The organism is Mycobacterium sp. 852002-30065_SCH5024008, from assembly GCF_001665645.1.
Taxonomy (GTDB): domain Bacteria; phylum Actinomycetota; class Actinomycetes; order Mycobacteriales; family Mycobacteriaceae; genus Mycobacterium; species Mycobacterium paraffinicum.
On record NZ_LZSZ01000171.1, the window covers coordinates 111,533 to 135,309 of the forward strand.

A 23,777-nucleotide genomic window follows, 5' to 3' on the forward strand; every position below is an offset into this window, starting at 1 on the left:
CCCGGTAGGGGCCCATACCCTGGCTGTATGACGGTCGATCGGTCGGTGACGCCACCCCGCGCGCGGGTGTGGCCGCTGCTGGTCGGTGTCGCGCTGCTGGCGGGCTGCACGGCGGCCGGTATCGGGGCGCTCTCCCTGGCCGACGCGCTGACCGCCACGGGTTTGCCGAACCCGGGTCCGGCAACCACGCTGGGGCTACCGCTCGCCCGGGCGGCGGGGGAGATCGCTGCGGTGCTGGCCGTCGGGTCGTTCCTGTTCGCGGCTTTTCTGGTGCCGCCGCAACGCAGCGGCGTCCTGGACGCCGACGGGTACCGGGCGCTTCGCCTGGGGACCGTGGCGTCGGGTGTCTGGGCGGCGTGTGCGGCGCTGCTGGTTCCGCTGACCGTTTCCGACGTGTCGGGCCGCCCGTTGGTCGCGCTTCTGAACCCGGTGCGGATCTGGTCGATCGCCGGCCTGGTCACCACCGCCTCCGCGTGGCGCTGGACCGCGGCGCTGGCCGCGCTGGTGATGCTGGCCAGCCTCTCGGTGCTGCGCTGGTCGTGGACGCCGCTGCTGTTCGCCGGCTCGCTGTTGACGCTCATCCCGCTCGGGCTGACCGGCCATTCGTCGGCGGGCGGTTCACACGACCTGGCGACCAACAGCCTGCTGATCCACCTCGTCGCCGCGGGCCTGTGGGCCGGCGGCCTGCTGGCGTTGACCGCCTACGGGCTGCGCGGCGGCGGGCACGTCGCCCTGGCGGCGCGGCGGTTCTCCGCAATCGCGCTGTGGTGCTGGGTCGCGATGGCGCTCAGCGGTCTGGTGAACGCCGCGGTGCGCGTCCCGCTGGGCGACCTGCTGACCACCGACTACGGCCGACTGGTCGTCGGCAAGTTCGTCGCATTGTGCGTGCTCGGGGTGATCGGCTGGCGCCAGCGGCGCTCGTCGGTCGCCGGTTTGCAAGCGCGACCGGCTCAGCCGGAGGCGCGCCGCGCCCTGCTCCGGCTGGCGCTCGCCGAGGCCGCGGTCTTCGGCCTCACCTTCGGCGTCGCCGTCGGGCTGGGCCGCACCCCACCACCACCGCCGCCGAGCCGGCTGCCCTCGATTCCCGAAGCCGAGATCGGCTACGACTTCAACGGTCCGCCGACCCCGGCGCGGATCCTGTTCGACTGGCGTTTCGACTTGATCTTCGGCAGCGCCGCCATCGTCTTCGCCGCCCTCTATGTGGCCGCCGTGGTCCGCCTGCGCCGCCGCGGTGACGCCTGGCCGCCGGGGCGGACCGTGGCCTGGCTGCTCGGCTGCCTGGCGCTGCTGTTCGTCACGTCCTCGGGGGTCGGTCGCTACATGCCGGCGATGTTCAGCGTGCACATGGTCGCCCACATGGGCCTGTCGATGCTGGTGCCGATCCTGCTGGTGCTGGGCGCCCCGGTGAGCCTGGCCCTGCGGGCGTTGCCCGCCGCCGGGCGCGAGGACCCGCCCGGTATGCGGGAATGGCTGTTGGCCGCCCTGCACAGCCGGCTGTCGCGGTTCCTCACCAACCCGGTCGTGGCCACCGTGCTCTTCGTCGCCGGCTTCTACGGGCTGTACCTGTCGAGCCTGTTCGACGACGCCGTGGGCAGTCATGCGGGGCACCTGGCGATGAACCTGCACTTCCTGCTCAGCGGCTACCTCTTCTACTGGATCGTCATCGGGGTCGACCCCACGCCGCGCCCGATCCCGCCGCTGGCAAAGGTGGGCGTGGTGTTCGCGTCGTTGCCGCTGCACGCGTTCTTCGGGGTGGTGCTGATGGGCACCCGCAGGGTGCTCGGCGCCGACTACTATCGCTCGCTCGGTTTGACCTGGCACACCGACCTGCTCGGTGACCAGCGGTTGGGTGGGGGCATCGCCTGGGCGGCGGGGGAGCTGCCCCTGGTGATCGTGATGCTGGCGCTGCTGGTGCAGTGGGCGCGCAGTGACGACCGCACCGCCCGGCGGTTGGACCGCGCCGCCGACCGCGACGACGACGCCGAGCTGGTCGCCTACAACGCGATGCTCGCCGAGCTGTCGCGGCGCGACACGCCGAAGCCCTCCCACGCGGACTGATCCACAGTCGCGATTCCTTCCACAGGGCCGGCGGGGCACCGCCGGATCGGGCCATTCGCCCGCCGGCCCGTCGGTGGCGCCGGGCTCAATGGCAGCCACGACGGGCGGTGTCGCGTTCACCGCCCAATAGCAACCGAGAAGGGATCATTCCAATGTTCGAAACCCCGCTTACCGTCGTCGGGCACATCGTCAACCACCCCGAACGCCGCCAGGTCGGCACCCAGGAGGTCATCAAGTTTCGCGTCGCCAGCAATTCCCGCCGGCGCACGGCAGACGGCGGCTGGGAGCCGGGTAACTCGCTGTTCATCAACGTCAACTGCTGGGGCAAGTTGGTCACTGGCGTCGGTGCCGCGTTGGGCAAGGGCGCCCCGGTGATCGTGGTCGGCCACGTCTATACCAGCGAGTACGAGGACCGTGACGGCAACCGCCGCTCATCACTGGAGATGCGTGCGACCTCCGTCGGGCCCGACGTGTCCCGCGCGATTGTGCGGATCGAGAAGCCGGGTTACACCGGTCTCAACCCGGAGCAGGCGGCCGCCAACGGAACTTCGGTGGTGGCCATCGACGTTGGTGGTGACGAGGACCTGAAGGCCGGCGACGACCCGGCCGACTCCGGTGACGCCGCCGCTGACCGCGCCCCGCTCTCCGTGCCGGCTTGACGGACGGCTTGGGGGCGGACCGGCGGTTGTCGGCCGGTGCCTAGGATGGTCCGCGAGATCACTCTGCAGACCAGAAAGGCACAACAGCGGCATGGCTGAGTTCATCTACACGATGAAAAAGGTCCGCAAGGCGCACGGCGACAAGGTGATCCTGGACGACGTCACGTTGAGCTTCTACCCGGGCGCCAAGATCGGTGTCGTTGGCCCCAACGGCGCCGGCAAGTCGAGCGTCTTGCGGATCATGGCCGGGCTGGACAAGCCGAACAACGGCGACGCCTTTCTGGCCAGCGGGGCCACCGTCGGCATCCTGCAGCAGGAGCCGCCGCTGAACGAGGAAAAGACGGTGCGCGGCAACGTCGAAGAGGGGCTCGGCGAGATCAAGGTCAAGCTGGACCGCTTCAACGAGGTCGCCGAATTGATGGCCACCGACTACTCCGACGAGTTGATGGAGGAAATGGGCCGGCTGCAGGAGGACCTCGACCACGCCGACGCCTGGGACCTCGACTCGCAGCTGGAGCAGGCCATGGACGCCCTGCGCTGCCCGCCGCCGGACGAGCCGGTGACGAATCTGTCCGGCGGTGAGCGCCGCCGCGTGGCGCTGTGCAAGCTGCTGTTGTCCAAGCCCGACCTGCTGCTGCTCGACGAGCCGACCAACCACCTGGACGCCGAAAGCGTGCAGTGGCTCGAACAACACCTGGCCGCCTACCCGGGGGCGGTGTTGGCGGTGACCCACGACCGGTACTTCCTGGACAACGTCGCCCAGTGGATCCTCGAGCTCGACCGCGGCCGTGCGTATCCCTACGAGGGCAACTACTCGACATATCTGGAGAAGAAGGCCGAGCGGTTGGCGGTGCAGGGCCGCAAGGACGCCAAGCTGCACAAGCGGCTCACCGAGGAGCTGGCCTGGGTGCGGCAGGGGGCTAAGGCGCGGCAAGCGAAGAACAAGGCCCGCCTGCAGCGCTACGAGGAGATGGCCGCCGAGGCTGAAAAGACGCGCAAGCTCGACTTCGAGGAAATCCAGATCCCCGTCGGGCCGCGACTGGGCAACCTGGTCGTCGAGGTCGACCACCTGGACAAGGGTTACGACGGGCGGACCCTGATCAAGGACCTGTCCTTCACCCTGCCCCGTAACGGCATCGTCGGCGTGATCGGCCCCAACGGGGTGGGCAAGACGACGCTGTTCAAGACCATCGTCGGGCTGGAACAGCCGGACAGTGGGACGGTCAAGGTGGGAGAAACGGTCAAGCTCAGCTACGTGGACCAGTCCCGCGCCGGCATCGATCCCAAGAAGACCGTGTGGGAGGTCGTTTCGGACGGCCTCGACTACATCGAGGTCGGCCAGAACGAGATCCCGTCGCGCGCCTACGTCTCGGCGTTCGGGTTCAAGGGTCCCGACCAGCAGAAGCCGGCCGGCGTGCTGTCCGGTGGCGAGCGGAACCGGCTGAACCTGGCGCTCACGCTTAAAGAAGGCGGCAACCTGCTTCTGCTCGACGAGCCCACCAACGACCTCGACGTCGAGACGCTGGGTTCGCTGGAGAATGCCCTGGAGAAATTCCCGGGCTGCGCGGTGGTCATTTCCCACGATCGCTGGTTCCTGGACCGCACCTGCACGCACATCCTGGCCTGGGAGGGTGACGAGGACAACGAGGCCAAGTGGTTCTGGTTCGAGGGCAACTTCGGCGCATACGAGGAGAACAAGGTCGAACGGCTCGGTGTTGACGCGGCCCGGCCGCACAGAGTGACCCACCGGAAGCTCACGCGCGACTAGTGTCAGCTGCGCAGCACCCCGACAATGCGGCCCAGACGGTCGCGGCGGGTGCACCCCGCTTGCGGGGGGAGAGTGGGCGGTTGAGCGCAGTGGCGTTCGTCACGAGTTGGGAGCCATCGGCATGACGATCGATCCCGGAGCCAAGCAGGCGCTCAAGCCGTGGACCGCCTTCACCCGGCAACAGGACATTCCCGAGTGGATCGCGAAGGCCTATATCGAGAGCTATCGCGGCCCGCACGGCGACGAGCTCGGGGCGGAATCCGGCACAATCGACCTGACCGTCCCGACCGCCATCGTGACCCCCGCCATGCTCGGCGCGCACTATCGGCTCGGCCAGCACCGTCCCGCCGGCCAAAGTCGGGTCGCGGTCTACCCCGCGGACGACCCGGCCGGATTCGGGCCCGCGCTACAAGTCGTCACCGACCACGGCGGCATGCTGTTGGACTCCGTCACGGTCCTGCTGCACCGGCTCGGTGTGCCCTACGCGGCCATCATGACGCCGGTGTTCGAGGTGCACCGCAACCCCGCGGGCGACCTGGTCAGCGTCGAATCGAAACCGCCCGGCGCCCCGCAGTACGTGGGCGAGGCGTGGATACACGTGCAACTGCTGCCCTCGGTCGACAGCAAGGGCCTCGCCGAAGTCAAACGGCTGTTGCCCAAGGTCCTGTCCGACGTGCAACAGGTCGCCAGCGACGCGGGCGCGTTGATCGCCACCCTGAGCGGCCTCGCCGCGGAAGTGGAAACCAACGCGCAGGGCCACTTCTCGGCCCCCGACCGCGCCGATGTCGCGGCGCTGCTGCGCTGGCTGGGCAACGGTAACTTCCTGCTGCTCGGCTACCAACGTTGCCGCGTGCACGACCGTTTCGTCTCCGGCGACGGGTCACCCGGGCTGGGCGTCCTGCGCTCCCGCACCGGTTCCCGCCCTCGGCTGACGGATGACGACAAATTGCTGGTGTTGGCGCAATCGGTCGTCGGCAGCTACCTGCGCTACGGCGCCTACCCGTACGCCGTTGCGGTGCGGGAAAATGTCGGCGGCGACGACGGCGTTGTCGAGCACCGCTTCGTCGGGCTCTTCACCGTCGCCGCCATGAACGCGGACGTTCTGGAAATCCCGACGATCTCGACCCGAGTTCGCGGCGCGCTCGCCTTGGCCGACAGCGACCCGATCCACCCCGGCCAGCTGCTGCTCGACGTCATTCAAACTGTCCCGCGCTCAGAGCTGTTCACGTTGAGCGCCGAACGGCTCTTGACGATGGCCAAAGCGGTGGTGGATCTGGGATCCCAACGGCGGGCGTTGTTGTTCCTGCGCGCCGATCGGCTCCAATACTTCGTCTCGTGCCTGGTCTACCTGCCCCGCGATCGCTACACCACGCAGGTGCGGCTGCAAATTGAGGACATTCTGGTCCGCGAGTTCGGTGGCACGCGGCTGGAATTCACCGCTCGTGTCAGCGAATCGCCCTGGGCCCTCATGCATTTCATGGTCCGGTTGCCGGAAGATGCGGCGCCGGTCGACGTCTCCGAAGACAACCGGGTCCGCATCCAGGGATTGCTGAGCGAGGCCGCGCGGACCTGGACCGACCGGTTGATCGGGGCGGCCGCGGAAGGCTCCGTCGAACAGGCCGATGCCGAGCACTACGGCACCGCTTTCTCCGAGGCCTACAAACAAGCCGTCACCCCGGCCGATGCCATCGAGCACATCGCCATCATCGAAGGGCTGCATGATAATTCGGTCAAGCTGGTGTTCTCCGAGCGAGGCGAGGCCGGGGCCGCCCAGCTGACCTGGTTTCTGGGCGGGCGCACCGCCTCGCTGAGCCAGCTGCTGCCCATGCTGCAGAGCATGGGCGTGGTGGTGCTCGAGGAGCGACCGTTCACCGTCACCCGCCCGGACGGGCTGCCGGTGTGGATCTACCAATTCAAGATTTCGACGCACCCGACGATCGCGCCGGCGACGACCACGGCGGACCGCGACGCGACCGCGCAGCGGTTCGCCGATGCGGTCACCGCGATCTGGCAAGGTCGCGTCGAGATCGACCGGTTCAACGAGCTGGTCATGCGTGCCCGGCTGACCTGGCAGCAGGTCGTGCTGCTGCGCGCTTACGCGAAATACTTACGGCAGGCGGGTTTTCCGTACAGCCAGTCCTACATCGAGTCGGTGCTGAACGAGCACCCGTCCACCGCGCGGTCGCTGGTCGCCCTGTTCGAGGCGCTTTTCGATCCCCGGCCGTCGGGCGCGTCAACCCACCGTGACGCACAAGCGGCGGCGGCCGCGGTAGCCGCCGACATCGACGCGCTGATGAGCCTGGACACCGACCGCATCCTGCGGGCGTTCGCATCACTGGTTCAGGCGACGTTGCGCACCAATTACTTTGTGACGCGCGAGGGTTCGGCCCGCGCCCGAAATATCTTGGCGCTCAAGCTCAATGCGCAGCTCATCGACGAGCTACCGCTGCCGCGTCCCAAGTACGAGATCTTCGTCTATTCGCCCCGCGTCGAAGGTGTGCACCTGCGGTTCGGCCCGGTGGCCCGCGGCGGGCTGCGCTGGTCGGACCGCCGCGACGATTTCCGCACCGAGATTCTCGGCCTGGTCAAGGCGCAGGCGGTGAAGAACGCCGTCATCGTGCCGGTCGGGGCCAAGGGCGGATTCGTCGTCAAGCGGCCGCCGCTGGCGACCGGCGATCAGGCGGAGGACCGCGACGCCACCCGCGCCGAGGGCGTCGCCTGCTATCAACTCTTCATCTCGGGCCTGCTCGACGTGACCGACAACGTCGATCACGCAACGAGAAAGGTCAGCCCGCCGCCCGAGGTGATACGGCGCGACGGTGACGACGCCTACCTGGTGGTGGCTGCGGACAAGGGCACCGCGACCTTCTCCGACATCGCCAACGACGTGGCGAAGTCCTACGGATTCTGGTTGGGTGACGCCTTCGCGTCCGGCGGATCGGTGGGCTACGACCACAAGGCGATGGGCATCACGGCCAAGGGCGCGTGGGAGGCCGTCAAACGACACTTCCGGGAGATGGGCGTCGACACCCAGGCCGAGGACTTCACGGTGGTGGGCATCGGCGACATGAGCGGCGACGTGTTCGGCAACGGCATGCTGCTGTCCAAGCACATCAGGTTGATCGCCGCCTTCGATCACCGGCACGTGTTCCTCGACCCCGACCCCGCCCCCGCGGCCTCGTGGGAGGAACGCCGGCGGATGTTCGACCTGCCGCGGTCCAGCTGGGAGGACTACGACAAGTCGTTGATCAGCGAGGGCGGCGGCGTGTACAGCCGTGAGCACAAATCCATCCCCGTCAGCCCGCAGGTGCGCGACGCGTTGGGCATCGACGGCGAGATCACCGAGATGACCCCGCCCAACCTGATCAAGGCGATCTTGCAGGCGCCGGTCGATCTGCTGTTCAACGGCGGCATCGGCACCTACATCAAGTCCGAGTCCGAGTCCGACGCCGACGTCGGCGATCGCGCCAACGATCCGGTGCGGGTCAACGCAAGTCAGGTGCGCGCCAAGGTGATCGGCGAGGGCGGGAACCTGGGGGTGACCGCCCTGGGCCGGGTCGAGTTCGATCTGTCGGGTGGGCGCATCAACACCGACGCGATGGACAACTCCGCCGGCGTGGACTGTTCGGACCATGAGGTGAACATCAAGATCCTGATCGACTCGCTGGTCACCGCCGGCAGGGTCGACCCCGACGAGCGCAAAGAGTTGCTGGAGTCGATGACCGACGAGGTCGCGCAACTGGTGCTCACCGACAACGAGGATCAGAACGACCTGATCGGCACCAGCCGCGCCAACGCGGCCAGCCTGCTGCCGGTGCACGGCAGGCAGATTCAGTACCTCGTCGACGAGCGGGGGCTCAACCGCGAATTGGAAGCCCTGCCGTCGGAAAAGGAGATCGACCGGCGGTGTGAGGCCGGCATCGGCCTGACGTCGCCCGAGCTGTGCACCCTGATGGCGCACGTCAAACTCGGGCTCAAAGAGGAGATGCTGAACACCGAACTGACCGAGCAGGACGTGTTTGCATCCCGGTTGCCGCAATACTTTCCGACGCCGTTGCAGGAACGGTTCAGCGCGGAGATCCGCACCCACCAGTTGCGCCGTGAGATCGTCACCACCATGCTGATCAACGACCTGGTCGACACCGCCGGCATCAGCTACGCGTTCCGGATCACCGAGGATGTCGGGGTCGGGCCCGTCGACGCGGTGCGGACGTACGTCGCCACCGACGCAATCTTCGGCGTGGGGGAGATTTGGCGGCGGATCCGCGCGGCGAATCTGCCGGTCGCGCTGTCGGACCGGCTCACACTCGACACCCGACGGTTGATCGACCGCGCCGGCCGCTGGCTGCTCAACTACCGTCCGCAGCCGCTGGCCGTCGGTGCGGAGATCAACCGGTTCGCCGCGAAGGTCAAAGACCTGACTCCGCGGATGTCGGAGTGGCTGCGCGGCGACGACAAGGCGATCGTCGAGAAGGAAGCCGCCGAATTCTCTTCGCAAGGTACACCCGACGACCTGGCGTACATGATCGCCGCCGGTCTGTACCGCTTCAGTTTGCTGGACATCATCGACATCGGCGACATCAACGACATCGACGCCGCCGAGGTCGCGGATACCCATTTCGCGCTGATGGACCGGCTGGGCACCGACGGCCTGCTGACCGCGGTATCCGAACTGCCCCGCAATGACCGCTGGCATTCCCTGGCGCGCTTGGCGATTCGCGACGACATCTACGCTTCGCTGCGATCGTTGTGCTTCGATGTGCTCGCCGTGGGCGAGCCGAACGAAAGCGGCGAGGAGAAGATCGCCGAGTGGGAACACCTGTCCGCATCACGGGTGGAGCGGGCCCGCCGCACCCTCATCGAAATTCAGGAAAGCGGGGAGAAGGATCTCGCGACGCTGTCGGTGGCCGCGCGTCAGATCCGGCGCATGACCCGCACCAGCGGAAGAGGATCCTCAAGTTGAGCGTCGGCTTCGTCGCCCCCGTGCCGGTGCGCTGGTCGGACATCGACATGTATCAGCACGTCAACCACGCCACCATGGTCACGATTCTGGAGGAGGCCCGGGTCCAGTTCCTGCGCGAAGCATTCGAGGTCGATATCTTGACCATCGGGCTGCTAATCGCCGAAGTCAAGGTGACCTACAAAGGTCAACTGCGGCTAGTCGATTCGCCGCTGCAGGTGACGATGTGGACCAAGCGGTTGCGGGCGGTGGACTTTACGCTGGGCTACGAAGTGCGCTCGGTCAGCGCCGATCCCGAGTCTAAGCCAGCCGTCATCGCCGAATCGCAACTGGCGGCGGTCCACATCGAGGAGGAGCGCTTGGTGCGGCTCTCCCCACACCATCGGGAGTACCTGCAACGGTGGATTCGGTAGTTGACCGCGGGCTCTGGCTGGGGCCATCGGACCGGGCCGCCCAGCGCAGGGATCTGGCAGCGTTCGTCGATTACGCGCTGCGCCTCGACGACGCGGCGGTGATTCGGCTCCGCACTCGATCGGCCGGTCTGCTGACGGCTTGGGTGGCAACGGGTTTCGACGTCTTGGCCAGTCGGGTGGTGAGTGGCGAGGTGCGACCCGAGGATCTGTCGGTGGGCGCGGACGCCCTGGCACGCGGCCTGGCCGCGATGGACGACTCGGGCTTCGTCGATCCCGGCTTCGCGATGGACTCCGCGTGGCGGGGTGCGTTGCCCCCGGATGCCGGCTTCACCCATCTCGAGGACATACCCGCCCGGGTGATGCTCGACCTGGCGCAGCGCGGCGCACAACTTGCCAAGGAACACAGCAGTTCTCACGGCCCTCCCGTATCCCTGCTCGACCAGGAAGTCATCCAGGTGAGTTTCTCCGATGCGAGTGTGGGCGTACCCATGCGGTGTGTGTTCGCCTTGACCGCAATGGGTTTCCTACCGCAGTCGCCGGATGCCGTCGGCGCCGACGAAATGATCAGGGTCCGGATACTGCCGACCTGGTTGCGCATCGACGCCCGGTTCGGCTCTGTGTACCGGCGCCGCGGCGACCCGGCGCTGCTGCTGCGCTGACTCGTATCACGTTCCGAATCATCTTGAGTCAAACCCCGGCATGCGGGGCGAGTCGTCACGTACTGTAGACCATCCACAGCGGAAGAACTGAGTCCAGGTAGTCCATGAACTTCTTGAGGCCCACGCGGTATTGCCCGTAGCCGTATGGATCTTCGGCGTACTCCGGGAAGGCGATGCCCAGCCCGAACAGGCCGGGGGCAAGGATTCCGTTCATCCGGTTGTATTGCAGCGGGCCCCACTGGGGCGTCTCGGGCAGCTTCCGCTGCTCGAAACCGACGGTGTAGATGACGTGGTCGCACTCGGCGATCTTCTCTTCGAAGTCCGGGGCGGCAACCCAGCACCTCTCCAACCGTTCCGGGTACACGCCGTCGATGTTCTCGCGGGCCCACTCGGCGGCCCGACCCTTGAGGCCGGTATCATCGAATAGGATCCAAGCATCCAGGTAGACAGCGTATTTGAGCGGACTGCGGTAAAAGTTGATCACCCTGCCGACGGGCATCCGCAGCAGGTGCGGTAATGCGATCATCGACGAGTGCGACGAGCCGAAGACGCCAACCGTCGCGCCCTCCAGCGGCACCTCGGCGAGCTTGTCGGCATCGAGGGCGACCTCGACCGGAATCTCGTCGAGGGGATAGTCGAGCCTCTTGGGGGCCGCGCCAATGGCGAGGATCACGTTGTCCGAGGCCAATTCCGGATCCTGCGTTTCGATCCGCCAGTGCCGTCGCTGCAGGGACAGGGTGGTGGCCGTTGTCTGGAAGGTGTGTACCCGTTCGCGCAGTTGCGCGGTGACCCACACCAATGGGTCGGCGACCAGGGCAAGGGCGCAGGTCTCCTCCGGGTCCACTTCGGCCAGCGGCAATGGCGGGGCTTGGGAGAACCGAAAGGCCGCAGAGCCGTTCAGGAAACTCATGAACGTCCCGGCAATGGTGTTGCTGGACACCGACCGCCACTTACCGCCCAGGTCTCCCGCGGCGAAGGCGGGATCGATCCAGGCGATTTTGTCAGGCGGTACGCCCTGATCGAGCAGCCTGCCGACCGCAGCAATTCCGGCGGGTCCGGCTCCGATCACTGTCCACGCGTAGGTCGCCATGTACTAGGTATAGAGGAGCGACAGGCCAAACGCTGAGTCGCAAGGTCGGCCGCACCAGCCGACCGCAAAATCCGCTCACACGATGTCGGCGAACATCAGCGCCGTGCCGGCGGCGGTGACCGTTTGAGTCACGAGTTGCGCGTGCGTGAGCCGAACGGCGCGCGGCATCAGGTTCGTCCAGTGCCGCGCCACCCAGCGGTACGCCCAATAGATCGCCACCGCGGCGAACCCGAGGGCCGCGGTCCAGTTCACCATGGTGACCCAGTCCGGGGCGGCCTCGGGCATGTGGTGTCCCGCGTGCTGCCGCCCCGGCATGGTCATGTCCATCGCGTCGCCGCCGGGGTGGCCTGACCTGCCCGGCAGGCTGCCGTTCATCGCCCCGTACATCCAGGCCATCGCCACCATCATCGCGGCGTAGTAGTAGTTCGTCAGCCGGCCATCGACGGCCCAGGGCGCATGGCCGGCAATGCCGGCAAACCAGGCCCCACCCAGCAGGAAGCACATCGTCGCCGCGACGGTTGGCAGGGTCATTCCCATGCCCCATGCCATCAAGATCATCACGGCCGACATCGCCAGGTGTAGCAGCTGGCTGACCATGCCCGTCCAGCAGCGGCGTTGGGCGACAAGAAAATACGCGTAGGCTGCGAAGCTGACGGCGAACAGCGCCGTCACCACCCACCGCAACGTGTTATCCACCAACCCGCCTTTCGCCGGTGGGCTCGCCCGGCATCAGCTCAAGGCGCAAAGCCGGCTCCAATCTCTGTCATCGCACGACAGTACCCCCGCAGGGTATCGCTCCCTAAGCGACACCCCGGGCAAGCGGCCAACCGCATTGCGAAACCGACTGCTCGGTCACGCCTTTGGGGTCTGCCGTTCAGGCCAGCCAGGCCGCGGCGTCCGGCGCGAGTTTGCCGTCGACCAGCGGGGCGCTGGCGACGATGAGCTCTCCGGGCGGCAGGGGGATCGGCCGGCGGCCGGCATTCACTGCGCACACCGCCCCGCCGCCGCGGCGCCGGAAGATCAGCGCATGGCGGGGCGCGGCCAACCAATCGATCTCCTCGCCGTCGAATTCGGTGCGCTCCTTGCGCACTTCGATGACGTGCTGGAAGAACGCGAAGGTCGACTCGGGGTCCGCGAGCTGCCTCTCGACGGTCAGTGCCGCCCAGTCCTGCGGCATCGGAAGCCACGTGTCGGGCGATGAAGAGAACCCGAACGGGGGAGCCTTGCCCGACCATGGGATCGGGACCCGGCACTTGTCCCGGCCGCGCTCGGTATGCCCGGAGCGTTCCCACGTCGGGTCCTGCAGCACCTCGTCGGGCAGTTCCACGTCCGGCAGCCCGAGCTCTTCGCCGTTGTAGACGAACACCGCCCCCGGCAGCGCCAGCATCACCATCGCCATGGCGCGCGCCCGGCGCAGCCCGATCTCACCGCCGCCGTAGCGGGTGACCTCGCGGCCCACGTCGTGGTTGGACAACGTCCACGTGGGTGTTGCGTTCTCAATTGCCGTGGCCGCCAACGAGTTTTCGATCGCGTCGTGAATCTCGGCCGCGTCGAAATCGATCTGCGCCAACCGGAAATTGAAGCCGAGGTGGAGTTCGTCGGGCCGCAGATACTCCGCCCAGCGCATGTTGTCGGTCACCCACACCTCGCCGACGGTCACCGCCCCGGGATAGTCGTCGACGACAGACCGAATGCCGCGGTGGATCTCGTGCACGCTCGGGTGATTGAAGCGCGGGTCGTCGTCGTTGTGGTGCAACACCCTGCTGTCGCCCCGCGCGTCCGGCAGGCCCGGCGGTTTCGCCATGCCGTGCGCCACGTCGATGCGGAACCCGTCGACGCCGCGCTCAAGCCAGAAGCGCAGCGTCTTCTCGAAGTCGTCGAAGATCTCCGGTTGCTCCCAGTTCAAGTCCGGCTGTTCGGCGTCGAAGAGGTGCAGGTACCACTGGCCGGGATTGCCGTCCGGTTCGACCACCCTGGTCCAGGCGGGCCCACCGAACACCGACTTCCAGTTGTTCGGCGGCAGCTCGCCGTGGGCGCCGTGCCCGTCGCGGAAGAAATAGCGGTCCCGTGCTTCGGTGCCCGGACCGGCCGCCAGCGCGGCCTGGAACCAGGGGTGCGCCGAACTGCTGTGGTTCGGCACCACGTCCATGGTGATCTTGATGCCCCGTTCGTGCGCGGCCGCCACCAGCCGCTCGAACGCCGCCATCCCGCCGAACAGCGGGTCGATGTCACGGGGATCCGCCACGTCGTAGCCGTGGTCGGCCATCGGCGAGACGGTGACCGGGTTGAGCCAGATCGCGTCGACACCGAGTCGTTCCAGGTGGTCCAGCCGGGCCGTCAGGCCGTCCAGATCGCCGACGCCGTCGCCGTTGCTGTCGGCGAACGACCGCGGATACACCTGATAAAAGACCGCGCTTGACCACCACGGCTTGGAGGAGTTCATCCCACCCCGCTCAGTTTCGTGGGCCGACATCACAGCGCCGCATTGACCAGCGAGTGGGCGGCCATCTCAAGGTAATCGAGCAACTGACGTCGGTGCTCGTCGTCGAGGGTCTGAGAGTCGATCGAGGCGACGGCGATGTGCATGCAGCGCAGCCAGGCGTCGCGCTCGATGGGAGTGATCCGGAACGGGACGTGGCGCATCCGCAGCCGCGGATGACCCCGCCGGTCGGAGTAGGTGCGGGGGCCGCCCCAATACTGCTCGAGGAACATGCGCAACCGTTCCTCGGCGCCCGCCAAATCGTCTTCGGGGTAGAGCTGGCGCAAAATTTCGTCCTCGGCGACCTGGGCATAAAAGCGGGACACGATCGCATGAAAGGTTTCGGCACCGCCGACGGCGTCATAGAAGGACTGTGGCTCGGCATCCATCGCCTCCATTGTGGTCCATCGAGGCCGCAGCGGCCTGAGCCGGGCCGAGGGCACAACCGCTATTCACCCGGACGACATGCCGTTCACCTGCAATAGGGGTGCGATTGGCGGCGAATCATGGTGGACTATCCGCGGAGGATCTATGGCGCAGGGCAAGAGACGCCGCAGCCACCGCAGTTCTGGTGCCGCGGCAGGGTTAACCGGGCCCCCGACCGCGTCATGCCTGCATAGCGTCGACACCCATCCCCCCACCCGCCAAGACAGCGCGTCCCTGTGGAGTCGCCGGCGGGTGCTGCTGCTGAATTCGACTTACGAGCCGCTGACTGCGCTGCCGATGCGGCGGGCCATCGTGATGGTCATCTGCGGGAAGGCCGACGTGGTCCACCACGACCCGGCCGGACCGGTGATCCACTCGGCCACCAGCTCGATCATGGTGCCCTCGGTGATTCAGCTGCGGACTTATGTCCGAGTCCCGTACCGGGCCCGCGTCCCGATGACCCGGGCAGCGCTGATGCACCGGGATCGATTCTCCTGCGCGTATTGCGGGGCGAAGGCCGACACCGTCGACCACGTGGTGCCACGCAGCCGCGGCGGCGACCACTCGTGGGAGAACTGCGTCGCGTGCTGCTCGACGTGCAACCACCGCAAGGGCGACAAACTGCTCACCGAACTGGGCTGGGTGCTGCGCCGGACTCCGCTGCCACCGACGGGCCAGCACTGGCGGCTGCTGTCGACGGTCAAAGAGCTCGACCCGGCCTGGGCGCGCTACCTCGGCGAAGGCGCGGCATAGCGCCCGGATCGCTCGACACCCTGTGTCCGGGTGTGCCGACGGAACCGCGTGGGATACGGTTTCGTCGTGAGCCTTTTGCAGATTCACCTGTTCTTCATCGGGATACCGTTGCTGCTGGTGGCCGTGCTGGCGGTGCTGATCTGGTCGCACAAGGGACCGCACCCGGCGACCTACAAGTTGGGCGAGAAGTGGACGCATCCGCCGATCCTGTGGGCGGCCACGGACGAAGACGTCGGCCAGACCCACGGCGGGCACGGCGGACACGAGTTCTCAGTTGGAGGTGGCGCCAGTGGCACATGGTGATGTGGCGACGATCGAGCCCGGCGAGCTGCCCAACGGGTGGGTGATCACCACCAGCGGACGGCTCTCCGGAGTCACCGAGCCCGGCGAGCTCTCCGTTCATTTCCCGTTCCCGACCCAGGACCTCGTCGCCATCGACGACGCGCTGAAGTTCGGTTCCCGGGCATCGAAGGCACGCTTCGCCGTCTACCTCGGTGACCTGGGCGGCGACACCGCCGCCCGGGCTCGCGAGATCCTGGCCAAGGTGCCCACGCCGGACAACGCGGTGCTGCTGGCGGTCTCGCCCGACCAGAAGGTCATCGAGGTGGTGTACGGCTCCCAGGTCCGCGGCCGCGGCGCCGAGTCGTCCGCGCCGCTGGGCGTCGCCGCCGCATCGTCGGCGTTCGAGCGGGGCGACCTGGTGGACGGACTGGTCAGCGCGATCCGCGTCCTCAGCGCGGGCATCTCCCCGGCTTAGTGGCGATCGCGAGCGCGGCGTAGCCGGGCGCTGCGGGTCGCCACCGTCGGTTCTAGTGGCGATCGCGAGCGCGGCGTAGCCGGGCGCTGCGGGTCGCCACCGTCGGCCTAATCGGCCGCGTCGAACGTGCGGGCCCGCAAGGCCCGCTTCACCCCGGCCTGGCCCTCCAGCACCAGCCGCCGCAACGCCGGCGCCACCTCCGGGGCGGACAGGAACTTGTCGGCGGCCGCGATGCCGGCCGCACTGATGTTCCAGTGCGGGTACAGGCCGATCACCACCGTTTGCGCGACTTCGCTCGACCGCCGCGCCCACACGCCGGGTATCGCCTCGAAATAGCGGTCGGTGAACGGCGTGAGCAAGTCATGCTGTCCGGCCGGGGCGAAGCCGGCGATGATGCTGCGGGCGGTGATGTTTGCCAGGGTGTCGTCCTCGATCACCGTTGTCCAGGCGTCCTCTTTGACCCGAGGCTGCGGCCGCGCCGTCGCCGCCTGGGCGCCTTGCCGCTTGCCGGCGGCGGTCGGATCGCGCTGCACCTCCGCGTCGATGAAGGGCGTGGCGGGCCCGTCCGCGTCGATTTCCCCGGCGCCGGCGAGCGCGGTCACGACGCGCCACCGCAGGTCGGTGTCGATCTCGAGGCCGGCCAACCCCAACTCGGCCGGGTCGTGGTCGAGCAGGTCCGCCAGCACCACGACGTGCCGGGTCGACAGCACCGACGAACACAAGGTGTTGACGAAGGCGAGCTGGTGATCGGAGCCGGGGTCGGCGGCGCGCGCCAGCTCCAGCAGCCGATCGGCGAACTGCGGCCACCCATGCTCGCGCGCCCAACCCGGCTCGGCGTAGGAGCCCAGCGCCGTCTGCGCCTGCAGCAGCAGCCGCTGCGCCACCCCGACCTCGGTTTCGGCGTGCACCCCGCCCGAGACCAGCGCCACGAAGTCGCGGGCGCGCAGTTCGGCCTCGCGCGTCATCTCCCACGCCGCCGACCACACCAGGGAGCGCGGGAGTGGCTCGGCGATGTCGGCGATCCGCTGCAGCGCCGTACGAAGCGACTCGCCGTCCAGCCGCAGTGAGCAATACGTCAGATCGTCGTCGTTGACCAGCACCAGCTGACCGCGCGAAACACCAACGAGGGCAGGCACTTCCGTGACGAGACCCTCGACGTCGAGTTCTTCGCGCCGGACCCGCACCAGCTTGCCGGCGCCGTCATCGTCGTAAATCCCGATCGCCAGCCGGTGCACTCGGGTTTCACCTGCCCCCGGGGCGGCGCCACTCTGTGTCACGGCGAACCGGGTGAACCGGCCGTCTGCGTCGACGTCGAAATCCGGCCGCAGCGTGTTCAAACCGGTCGTCTTCAACCACTGCTGGCCCCAGTCGGACAGGTCCCGGCCCGACGCCTTCTCCAGCGCGGCGACCAGGTCGTCGAAGGTCGCGTTGCCGAACGCATGGCTGCGGAAGTAGTCGCGCAGCCCGGCCAGGAAATGCTCCAGCCCGACGTAGGCGACCAGCTGCTTGAGGACGGAGGCGCCCTTGGCGTAGGTGATGCCGTCGAAGTTCACCTCGACCGCGGCGAGGTCGGGGATGTCCGCGGCGATCGGGTGCGTGGACGGCAGTTGGTCCTGACGGTACGCCCACGACTTCTCGACGGTCGCGAAAGTCGTCCAGGCTTCGGTGAATTCGGTGGCCTCCGCCTGGCACAGCACCGACGCGAACGTCGCGAACGACTCATTGAGCCACAGGTCGTCCCACCAGGTCATGGTGACGAGGTCGCCGAACCACATGTGCGCCATCTCGTGCAGCACGGTTTCGGCGCGCCGCTCGTAGGAGGCCCGGGTGACCTTGCTGCGAAAGACGTAGTCCTCCAGGAAGGTCACCGCGCCCGCGTTTTCCATTGCGCCGGCGTTGAATTCGGGCACGAACAGCTGGTCGTATTTTCCGAACGCGTAGGGCATCCCAAAGTTCTTGTGGTAGAAGCCGAATCCCTGCTTGGTCTGGGTGAACAGCCGCTCGGCGTCCATGTGGCGCGCCAACGATTCCCGGCAGAAGATGCCCAACGGGATCTCGCCGTGTTCGTCGGTGTAGCTGTCCTTCCACTCGGCGTACGGGCCGGCGATGAGGGCCACCAGATAGGTGCTCATCCGCGGGGTGGTGGCGAAGACGTGCACGCCGTCTTCGATGGACACCGTCGCGCCGTTGGAGACCACTTTCCAGTGTTTGGGCGCCGTCACCCGCAGGCCGAACGTCGCTTTGAGGTCGGGTTGGTCGAAGCAGGCGAACATGCGCTTGGCGTCGGCGGTTTCGAATTGCGAGTACAGGTAGGTCTCGTTGTCGACCGGGTCGACGAAGCGATGCAGTCCCTCGCCGGTGTTGGAGTAGCGGCAGTCCGCGTCGACCACGAGGACGTTGTGTTTCTCGAGACCGCGCAACGCGATGCCCGTCGATTCGTCGTAGCCGGACACATCCAGGTCGTGGCCGTTGAGGCTGGCGCCGCGCACCGTCGCGGCGGCGAGGTCGATGTACGAGTCGGCGCCGGGAAGCGCGTCGAACACCACCGTGGTGGTGGACCGGAACGTCCGTTCGCCGGGTGCGTCGGAGCCATCGGTGACATCGAGGTCGATCTGGTAGCTGTCGACGGTGATCAGGGAGGCGCGTTCGACGGCCTGGTCCCGGGTGAGATTAGGAAGGGCCACGCGTCCAACTTACGTGCCCGGCCCGCATCTCGGTCGGTGCGGGAACAGGGGCGCGGCGCCTACGGTTGTGCTGAACGGTGTACCGACCGACGAGAGGACTGCGCTATGGCTGAGAAGGCTGCCGAGAAAGACCAAGCCGACTTCTGGTTCGATCCGCTGTGTCCGTGGTGCTGGATCACTTCGCGCTGGATCCTCGAGGTGGAGAAGGTCCGCGACATCGACGTGCACTTCCACGTCATGAGCCTGGCGATCCTCAACGAGAACCGCGAAGGCCTGCCCGACAAGTATCGCGAGATGATGAAGCACGCCTGGGGGCCGGTGCGCGTGGCGATCGCCGCCGAGCAGGCCCACGGGGCCGCGGTCCTCGACCCGCTGTACACCGCGATGGGCACCCGGATTCACAACGAGGACAACAAGAATCTCGAGGAGGTCATCAAGTTGTCGCTGGCCGACGCCGGCCTGCCCGCCGAACTCGCGGAGGCCGCGACCAGCGAGGCCTACGATGACGCGCTGCGCAAGAGCCACCACGCCGGCATGGACGCCGTCGGCGACGACGTCGGCACGCCGACCATTCACGTCAACGGTGTGGCGTTCTTTGGGCCGGTGCTCTCGAAGATTCCCCGCGGCGAGGAGGCCGGCAAGCTATGGGACGCGTCGGTGACCTTCGCGTCCTACCCGCACTTCTTCGAGCTCAAGCGGACTCGCACCGAGAAGCCCGAATTCGACTGATGAGCGGCCCGTGTAAGGATTGCGGGCATGCGCGTCTACCTCGGCTCTGACCACGCCGGATTCGAGCTCAAGCAGCAGATCATCGAGCACCTCAAAGTGTCCGGGCACGAGCCGATCGATTGCGGCGCCTTCACCTATGACGCCGAGGACGACTACCCGGCGTTCTGCATCGCGGCCGCGACGCGCACGGTGGCGGACCCCGGCAGCCTGGGCATCGTGCTGGGCGGTTCGGGCAACGGCGAACAGATCGCGGCCAACAAGGTGCCGGGAGCCCGTTGCGCGCTCGGGTGGAGCGTCGAGACGGCGACCCTGGCCCGCGAGCACAACAACGCCCAGTTGATCGGGATCGGCGGTCGCATGCACACCGTCCCCGAGGCTCTGGCCATCGTGGACGCCTTCCTGGGTGCGCAATGGTCGAAAGCCGAACGCCACCAACGGCGTATCGACATCCTCGCCGAGTACGAGCGCACTCACCAGGCGCCGCCGGTGCCCGGCGCGCAGGGCTGAGACGCCCATGCCCGAAGGGCATACCCTGCACCGGCTGGCCCGGCTGCATCAGCGCCGCTTCGGTGGGGCGCCCGTCGCGGTGTCGAGCCCGCAGGGCCGCTTCGCCGATTCGGCCGTGGTGGACGGCCGCGTGTTGCGCCGCACCAGCGTCTGGGGCAAACACCTGTTCCACCACTACGACGGCGGACCGATCGTGCACGTGCACCTGGGCCTCTACGGTGCCTTCACCGAATGGCCACGCGCGGACGCGGTCCTTCCCGAACCGGTCGGGCAGGTGCGGATGCGCATGGTCGGCGCCGACTACGGCACCGACTTGCGGGGCCCCACGGTCTGCGAGGTGATCGACGAGGGCCAGGTTTCCGACGTGCTGGCCAAGCTCGGTCCCGATCCGCTGCGTAACGACGCCGATCCGTCCTGGGCATGGAACCGAATCACAAAGTCCCGCAGACCCATTGGCGCACTGCTGATGGATCAGACCATCATCGCCGGCGTGGGCAACGTCTACCGCAACGAACTGCTCTACCGCCACCGCATCGACCCGTTCCGTCCCGGCCGGGATATCGGCGAGGCTGAGTTCGATGCGGCCTGGACCGATCTGGTGGCGCTGATGAAGGTCGGCTTGCGCCGCGGCAAGATCATCGTGGTGCGGCCCGAGCACGACCACGGAGCGCCGTCGTACCGGGCCGGGCGGCCCCGGACGTATGTCTACCGGCGCGCCGGCGAGGCCTGCCGGGTCTGCGGAGATTCGATCCGCACGGCCGTGCTGGAGGGGCGAAACGTGTTCTGGTGCCCCAGCTGTCAGAAATGACCCGCCGCGCCCGTGCGGCGAGCTAGGTGACGCCCAGCGCGGCGTAAACCTGGTTGCTGAGGGCGAGGCTGCGCGGGTCCGCGTTGGCCTTGGTGGCGTCGAAGCGGTTCATCACGTACGCGTAGCCGATCCGGTGTTCGAGATCGACGAACCCGAAGGAGCCGCCCAGGCCACCGTGACCGAAGATCCGCGGGTTGGGCCCGTTGACGCACCGCTGGTTGAGCATGTAGCCCAAACCCCAGCCGTGATCGGCGACCCGCGGCCCCAGCACCAAGTCGGTCTCGAGGCCGCCCTGGCACTCCCGCACCAGGTCCATGTGCTCGCGGCTGAGCACCTTCTCCTGGGCGAGCGCGTTGTAGAACGTCGCCAATCCCAGGGCCGACACCTGCCCGTTCGTGCCGGGGAACTCGAGTTGGCGCCACAGCTGCAGGTCGTGGGAGCCCAGCTCGTCGTCGGGGGCGAACCCCATGGAGATCGACAACCCCGCCTTGGGGTGCTCGGCCAGGCTGGCCGGGTAGCCGGGCGCGTGCGCGTCGGCCAGCAGGTCGCGGGCGTGTGGCTTGTTGACCCGCTCGGCGCAGCGGCGTTGTTCGGCCAGGGACAGCCCGATGTGGACGTCGGCGCCGAACGGTTCGGCGATCTCGGTGCGCAGGTACTGACCGATCGTCCGGCCCGTGACCCGGCGGAACACCTCGCCGAGGATGAATCCGAAGGTGGTCATGTGGTAGCCCTGGGCGGTGCCCGGCTCCCAGTAAGGTTCGGCGGCGGCCAGCTGTGCGCAGACGAAGTCCCAGTCGGCAACGTCTTCCCAGCGCATCCGGGTGCGCGGGCCGATCACGCCGGACCGGTGGCTCATCACCATCGCCAGCGTGATGTCTTGTTTGCCCGCCTGCGCGAACTCGGGCCAGTAACGGGCCACCGGGGCCTGCAGGTCCAGTTCGCCGCGGTCGGCCAGCTGGTGAATACAGGTGGCCGACAGGCCTTTGGTGCCGGACAACACCGTGGTCAGGGTGTTCTGCTGCCAGGGCCGGGTACGGGCGGCGTCGCCCCAGCCGCCCCAGAGATTGACGACGAGAGACCCGTCCACCCAGGCTGCGACGGCCGCGCCAACTTCATCGCCCAGCGCGAAGTTGCGCTCGAACGCGTCGCGCACTCCGACGAAGTCCGACGCGCATGAGCCATGGATTTCGACGTCGCTCATGGCGCCTTTCTATGGAGCAGATCCTTACCCCGAGCGGGCGACGGGAATCGAACCCGCGTAGCTAGTTTGGAAGACTAGGGCTCTACCATTGAGCTACGCCCGCATGTGCTAGTCGAGCGTGACTGTAGCTGTCGACGAAGATCAAATCTAATCGACGCGGTCTTGTGATCGCTCCGTGAGGGTCCGCGAGGTCGCCGCGAAGCCCGTGGCCAACCCGGACGTGAGGGGCCTTAGGATCATCGAGGTCAGCGCGGGGTGTAGCGCAGCTTGGTAGCGCATCCGCTTTGGGAGCGGAAGGCCGCAGGTTCAAATCCTGTCACCCCGACCAGCACGACCCCGTGCCGCATGCACACGGCCCACCGAACGCCAGGAACGACCACCGAGGAGCACCCCCGTGAAGAGCACTGTCGAGCAGTTGAGCCCCACCCGGGTCCGCATCAATGTGGAGGTGCCGTTCTCCGAACTCGAGCCCGATTTCCAGCGCGCCTACCGGGAGCTGGCCAAGCAGGTGCGGCTTCCCGGCTTCCGGCCCGGTAAGGCGCCGGCGAAGTTGCTGGAGGCCCGGTTCGGCCGGGAGGCGTTGCTCGACCAGGTCGTCAACGAGGCGCTGCCCGCGCGGTACGGGCAGGCGGTCGTCGATTCGGAAGTGCAGCCCCTCGGCCAGCCCGAGATCGAGGTCACCAAGAAGGAGTACGGCGAAGAGCTGGCGTTCACCGCCGAGGTCGACGTCCGGCCCAAGATCGAGCTGCCGGACCTCGGCGCGCTGAAGATCTCGGTGGACCCGATCGATGTCAGCGACGAGGACGTTGACGCCGAATTGCAGTCGCTGCGCGCCCGGTTCGGCACCCTGACCGGCGTCGACCGACCGGTGGCCACCGGCGACTTCGTCTCCATCGATCTGTCGGCCACCATCAACGGCGAAGAGGTGCCGGGGGCCGCCGCGGAGGGACTGTCCCACGAGGTCGGGTCGGGCCGGCTCATCGCCGGCCTCGACGACGCCCTGGTCGGTCTGTCCGTCGATGAGTCCCGGGAGTTCACCGCCCAGATGGCGGCCGGTGAACACGCCGGGCAGGACGCGCAGGTGACGGTCACGGTCAAGTCGATCAAGCAACGCGAGCTCCCCGAGCCCGATGACGAGTTCGCCCAATTGGCCAGCGAGTTCGACACCATCGAGGAGCTGCGGTCGAGCCTGCGCGACCAGGTGGGGCGGGTCAAGCGCGCCCAGCAGGCCGACCAGATTCGTAACGCAGCGCTGGACACGCTGCTCGAACAGGTCGACGTGCCGCTGCCGGAAGCGATCGTCAAGGCGCAGGTCGACAGCTCGCTTCACGACGCGCTGCACAGCCTCGACCACGACGAAGCCAAGCTCGAAGAGGCACTCGCCGGGCAGGGAAAGACACGCGAAGAGTTCGAGACCGAGACGCGCGCCGCGGCGGAGACGGACGTCAAGAGGCAGCTGTTGCTGGATGCCCTGGCCGATGAGCTGGAGGTCCAGGTCGGCCAGGACGACTTGACCGAACGACTGGTCGCGACGTCGCGGCAATACGGCATCGAGCCGCAGCAGCTGTTGGGTTACCTGCAGGAGAACAACCAGCTGCCGGCCATGTTCGCCGACGTGCGACGCGGGCTGGCCATCGCCGAGGTGGTGCGGGCGGCGACGGTCACCGATACCGACGGGAACGCGATCGACACCAGTGAGTTCTTCGGCAAGCGTTCGGACGAGGCCGAGGAAGCCGAAGACGCCGACGAAGCTGAGGCCCCCGGCGACGAAACGGAGTGACCGGTTTGACGCTGTGAGCGAAAGCGCCCAATTGAGGGGGAGCGTG

General features: G+C 67.6%; 19 protein-coding genes and 2 tRNA genes. 14 read left to right on the top strand and 7 right to left on the bottom strand.

Annotation, left to right across the window (positions count from 1 at the left end; all coding sequences use genetic code 11):
* The first annotated feature begins 27 nt into the window (after positions 1–27).
* The 6 genes from A5781_RS21505 to A5781_RS21530 all read left to right on the top strand — a co-directional run bounded on the left by A5781_RS21505 (position 28) and on the right by A5781_RS21530 (position 10,517).
* Positions 28–2,058, top strand: a complete 2,031-nt coding sequence (locus tag A5781_RS21505; protein WP_067211494.1) for a cytochrome c oxidase assembly protein — start codon at positions 28–30, stop codon at positions 2,056–2,058.
* 152 nt (positions 2,059–2,210) lie between these two features.
* Positions 2,211–2,717, top strand: a complete 507-nt coding sequence (locus A5781_RS21510; protein ID WP_067211497.1) for a single-stranded DNA-binding protein — start codon at positions 2,211–2,213, stop codon at positions 2,715–2,717.
* A 91-nt stretch (positions 2,718–2,808) separates the two neighbouring features.
* Positions 2,809–4,485, top strand: coding sequence for an energy-dependent translational throttle protein EttA (gene ettA, locus A5781_RS21515; protein WP_067211500.1), 1,677 nt, complete (start codon positions 2,809–2,811; stop codon positions 4,483–4,485).
* A gap of 121 nt (positions 4,486–4,606) precedes the next feature.
* Positions 4,607–9,448, top strand: a complete 4,842-nt coding sequence (locus A5781_RS21520; protein ID WP_067211504.1) for an NAD-glutamate dehydrogenase — start codon at positions 4,607–4,609, stop codon at positions 9,446–9,448.
* A complete protein-coding gene (locus A5781_RS21525) occupies positions 9,445–9,858 on the top strand; it encodes a thioesterase family protein (RefSeq protein WP_055400158.1) in 414 nt (137 codons plus the stop codon). Before A5781_RS21520 ends, A5781_RS21525 begins: the two co-directional genes overlap by 4 nt.
* Positions 9,846–10,517: a hypothetical protein gene (locus A5781_RS21530; RefSeq protein ID WP_067211508.1), complete on the top strand. Its 672-nt coding sequence runs from the start codon at positions 9,846–9,848 to the stop codon at positions 10,515–10,517. The genes A5781_RS21525 and A5781_RS21530 overlap by 13 nt, the downstream gene beginning before the upstream one ends.
* 55 nt (positions 10,518–10,572) lie before the next feature.
* Here the strand turns inward: A5781_RS21530 and A5781_RS21535 are convergent, their stop codons facing one another.
* The 4 genes from A5781_RS21535 to A5781_RS21550 form a co-directional block, all read right to left on the bottom strand.
* On the bottom strand, positions 10,573–11,586 hold the full coding sequence (locus tag A5781_RS21535) for an FAD/NAD(P)-binding protein (protein ID WP_067211618.1): 1,014 nt from the start codon (positions 11,584–11,586) through the stop codon (positions 10,573–10,575).
* 96 nt (positions 11,587–11,682) lie between these two features.
* Entirely contained in the window at positions 11,683–12,303 is a 621-nt protein-coding gene (locus A5781_RS21540; protein ID WP_082939466.1) for a DUF5134 domain-containing protein, read from the bottom strand.
* A 178-nt stretch (positions 12,304–12,481) separates the two neighbouring features.
* Positions 12,482–14,050: a glycoside hydrolase family 13 protein gene (locus A5781_RS21545; protein ID WP_082939467.1), complete on the bottom strand. Its 1,569-nt coding sequence runs from the start codon at positions 14,048–14,050 to the stop codon at positions 12,482–12,484.
* Positions 14,051–14,079: 29 nt separating this feature from the next.
* A complete protein-coding gene (locus A5781_RS21550) occupies positions 14,080–14,475 on the bottom strand; it encodes a globin (protein WP_067211623.1) in 396 nt (131 codons plus the stop codon).
* A gap of 142 nt (positions 14,476–14,617) precedes the next feature.
* Here A5781_RS21550 and A5781_RS21555 point away from each other — a divergent pair, with 142 nt between their 5' ends.
* The 3 genes from A5781_RS21555 (at position 14,618) to A5781_RS21565 (ending at position 16,022) form a co-directional block, all read left to right on the top strand.
* Positions 14,618–15,265: an HNH endonuclease gene (locus tag A5781_RS21555; RefSeq protein WP_066958390.1), complete on the top strand. Its 648-nt coding sequence runs from the start codon at positions 14,618–14,620 to the stop codon at positions 15,263–15,265.
* Positions 15,266–15,340: 75 nt separating this feature from the next.
* On the top strand, positions 15,341–15,568 hold the full coding sequence (locus A5781_RS21560) for a hypothetical protein (protein WP_067211628.1): 228 nt from the start codon (positions 15,341–15,343) through the stop codon (positions 15,566–15,568).
* Complete coding sequence (locus tag A5781_RS21565) at positions 15,555–16,022, top strand: DUF5130 domain-containing protein (RefSeq protein WP_067211520.1); 468 nt, start codon at positions 15,555–15,557, stop codon at positions 16,020–16,022. Before A5781_RS21560 ends, A5781_RS21565 begins: the two co-directional genes overlap by 14 nt.
* A 107-nt stretch (positions 16,023–16,129) precedes the next feature.
* On the opposite strand, the gene pepN is transcribed toward A5781_RS21565, so the two are convergent.
* A complete protein-coding gene (pepN, locus tag A5781_RS21570) occupies positions 16,130–18,706 on the bottom strand; it encodes an aminopeptidase N (RefSeq protein WP_067211523.1) in 2,577 nt (858 codons plus the stop codon).
* Between the two features lie 105 nt (positions 18,707–18,811).
* Between pepN and A5781_RS21575 the strand changes: the two genes are divergently transcribed.
* Genes A5781_RS21575 through A5781_RS21585 form a run of 3 tightly spaced genes read left to right on the top strand, consistent with a single transcriptional unit; the run spans position 18,812 to position 20,750 of the window.
* A complete protein-coding gene (locus tag A5781_RS21575) occupies positions 18,812–19,435 on the top strand; it encodes an Rv2466c family mycothiol-dependent reductase (RefSeq protein ID WP_067211527.1) in 624 nt (207 codons plus the stop codon).
* A 27-nt stretch (positions 19,436–19,462) separates the two neighbouring features.
* Positions 19,463–19,942, top strand: coding sequence for a ribose-5-phosphate isomerase (locus A5781_RS21580; protein ID WP_067211530.1), 480 nt, complete (start codon positions 19,463–19,465; stop codon positions 19,940–19,942).
* Between the two features lie 7 nt (positions 19,943–19,949).
* The gene (locus A5781_RS21585; RefSeq protein WP_067211533.1) at positions 19,950–20,750 is read left to right on the top strand and encodes an Fpg/Nei family DNA glycosylase; all 801 of its coding nucleotides are present in this window, start codon (positions 19,950–19,952) and stop codon (positions 20,748–20,750) included.
* Positions 20,751–20,772: 22 nt separating this feature from the next.
* On the opposite strand, the gene A5781_RS21590 is transcribed toward A5781_RS21585, so the two are convergent.
* Positions 20,773–21,951 carry a serine hydrolase domain-containing protein gene (locus A5781_RS21590; RefSeq protein WP_067211537.1) on the bottom strand — a complete coding sequence of 393 codons (1,179 nt, stop codon included), beginning with the start codon at positions 21,949–21,951 and terminating at the stop codon, positions 20,773–20,775.
* Between the two features lie 32 nt (positions 21,952–21,983).
* A tRNA-Gly gene (locus tag A5781_RS21595) sits at positions 21,984–22,054 on the bottom strand.
* Positions 22,055–22,202: 148 nt separating this feature from the next.
* On the opposite strand from A5781_RS21595, the gene A5781_RS21600 reads away from it, so the two are divergent.
* Together A5781_RS21600 and tig are read left to right on the top strand one after the other, a co-directional pair.
* Positions 22,203–22,279: transfer RNA gene (locus tag A5781_RS21600), tRNA-Pro, on the top strand.
* A 66-nt stretch (positions 22,280–22,345) separates the two neighbouring features.
* A complete protein-coding gene (gene tig, locus A5781_RS21605) occupies positions 22,346–23,731 on the top strand; it encodes a trigger factor (protein ID WP_067211540.1) in 1,386 nt (461 codons plus the stop codon).
* Positions 23,732–23,777: the final 46 nt, after the last annotated feature.

Excerpts from the sequence above, each read along its gene's own strand:
- A5781_RS21510 (WP_067211497.1), top strand. The coding sequence starts at position 2,211 with ATGTTCGAAACCCCGCTTACCGTCGTCGGGCACATCGTCAACCACCCC.
- A5781_RS21580 (WP_067211530.1), top strand. The coding sequence starts at position 19,463 with ATGCGCGTCTACCTCGGCTCTGACCACGCCGGATTCGAGCTCAAGCAG.
- A5781_RS21590 (WP_067211537.1), bottom strand. The coding sequence starts at position 21,951 with ATGAGCGACGTCGAAATCCATGGCTCATGCGCGTCGGACTTCGTCGGA.
- A5781_RS21520 (WP_067211504.1), top strand. The coding sequence starts at position 4,607 with ATGACGATCGATCCCGGAGCCAAGCAGGCGCTCAAGCCGTGGACCGCC.
- ettA (WP_067211500.1), top strand. The coding sequence starts at position 2,809 with ATGGCTGAGTTCATCTACACGATGAAAAAGGTCCGCAAGGCGCACGGC.
- A5781_RS21585 (WP_067211533.1), top strand. The coding sequence starts at position 19,950 with ATGCCCGAAGGGCATACCCTGCACCGGCTGGCCCGGCTGCATCAGCGC.
- A5781_RS21550 (WP_067211623.1), bottom strand. The coding sequence starts at position 14,475 with ATGGATGCCGAGCCACAGTCCTTCTATGACGCCGTCGGCGGTGCCGAA.
- A5781_RS21555 (WP_066958390.1), top strand. The coding sequence starts at position 14,618 with ATGGCGCAGGGCAAGAGACGCCGCAGCCACCGCAGTTCTGGTGCCGCG.
- A5781_RS21545 (WP_082939467.1), bottom strand. The coding sequence starts at position 14,050 with ATGAACTCCTCCAAGCCGTGGTGGTCAAGCGCGGTCTTTTATCAGGTG.
- A5781_RS21505 (WP_067211494.1), top strand. The coding sequence starts at position 28 with ATGACGGTCGATCGGTCGGTGACGCCACCCCGCGCGCGGGTGTGGCCG.
- A5781_RS21575 (WP_067211527.1), top strand. The coding sequence starts at position 18,812 with ATGGCTGAGAAGGCTGCCGAGAAAGACCAAGCCGACTTCTGGTTCGAT.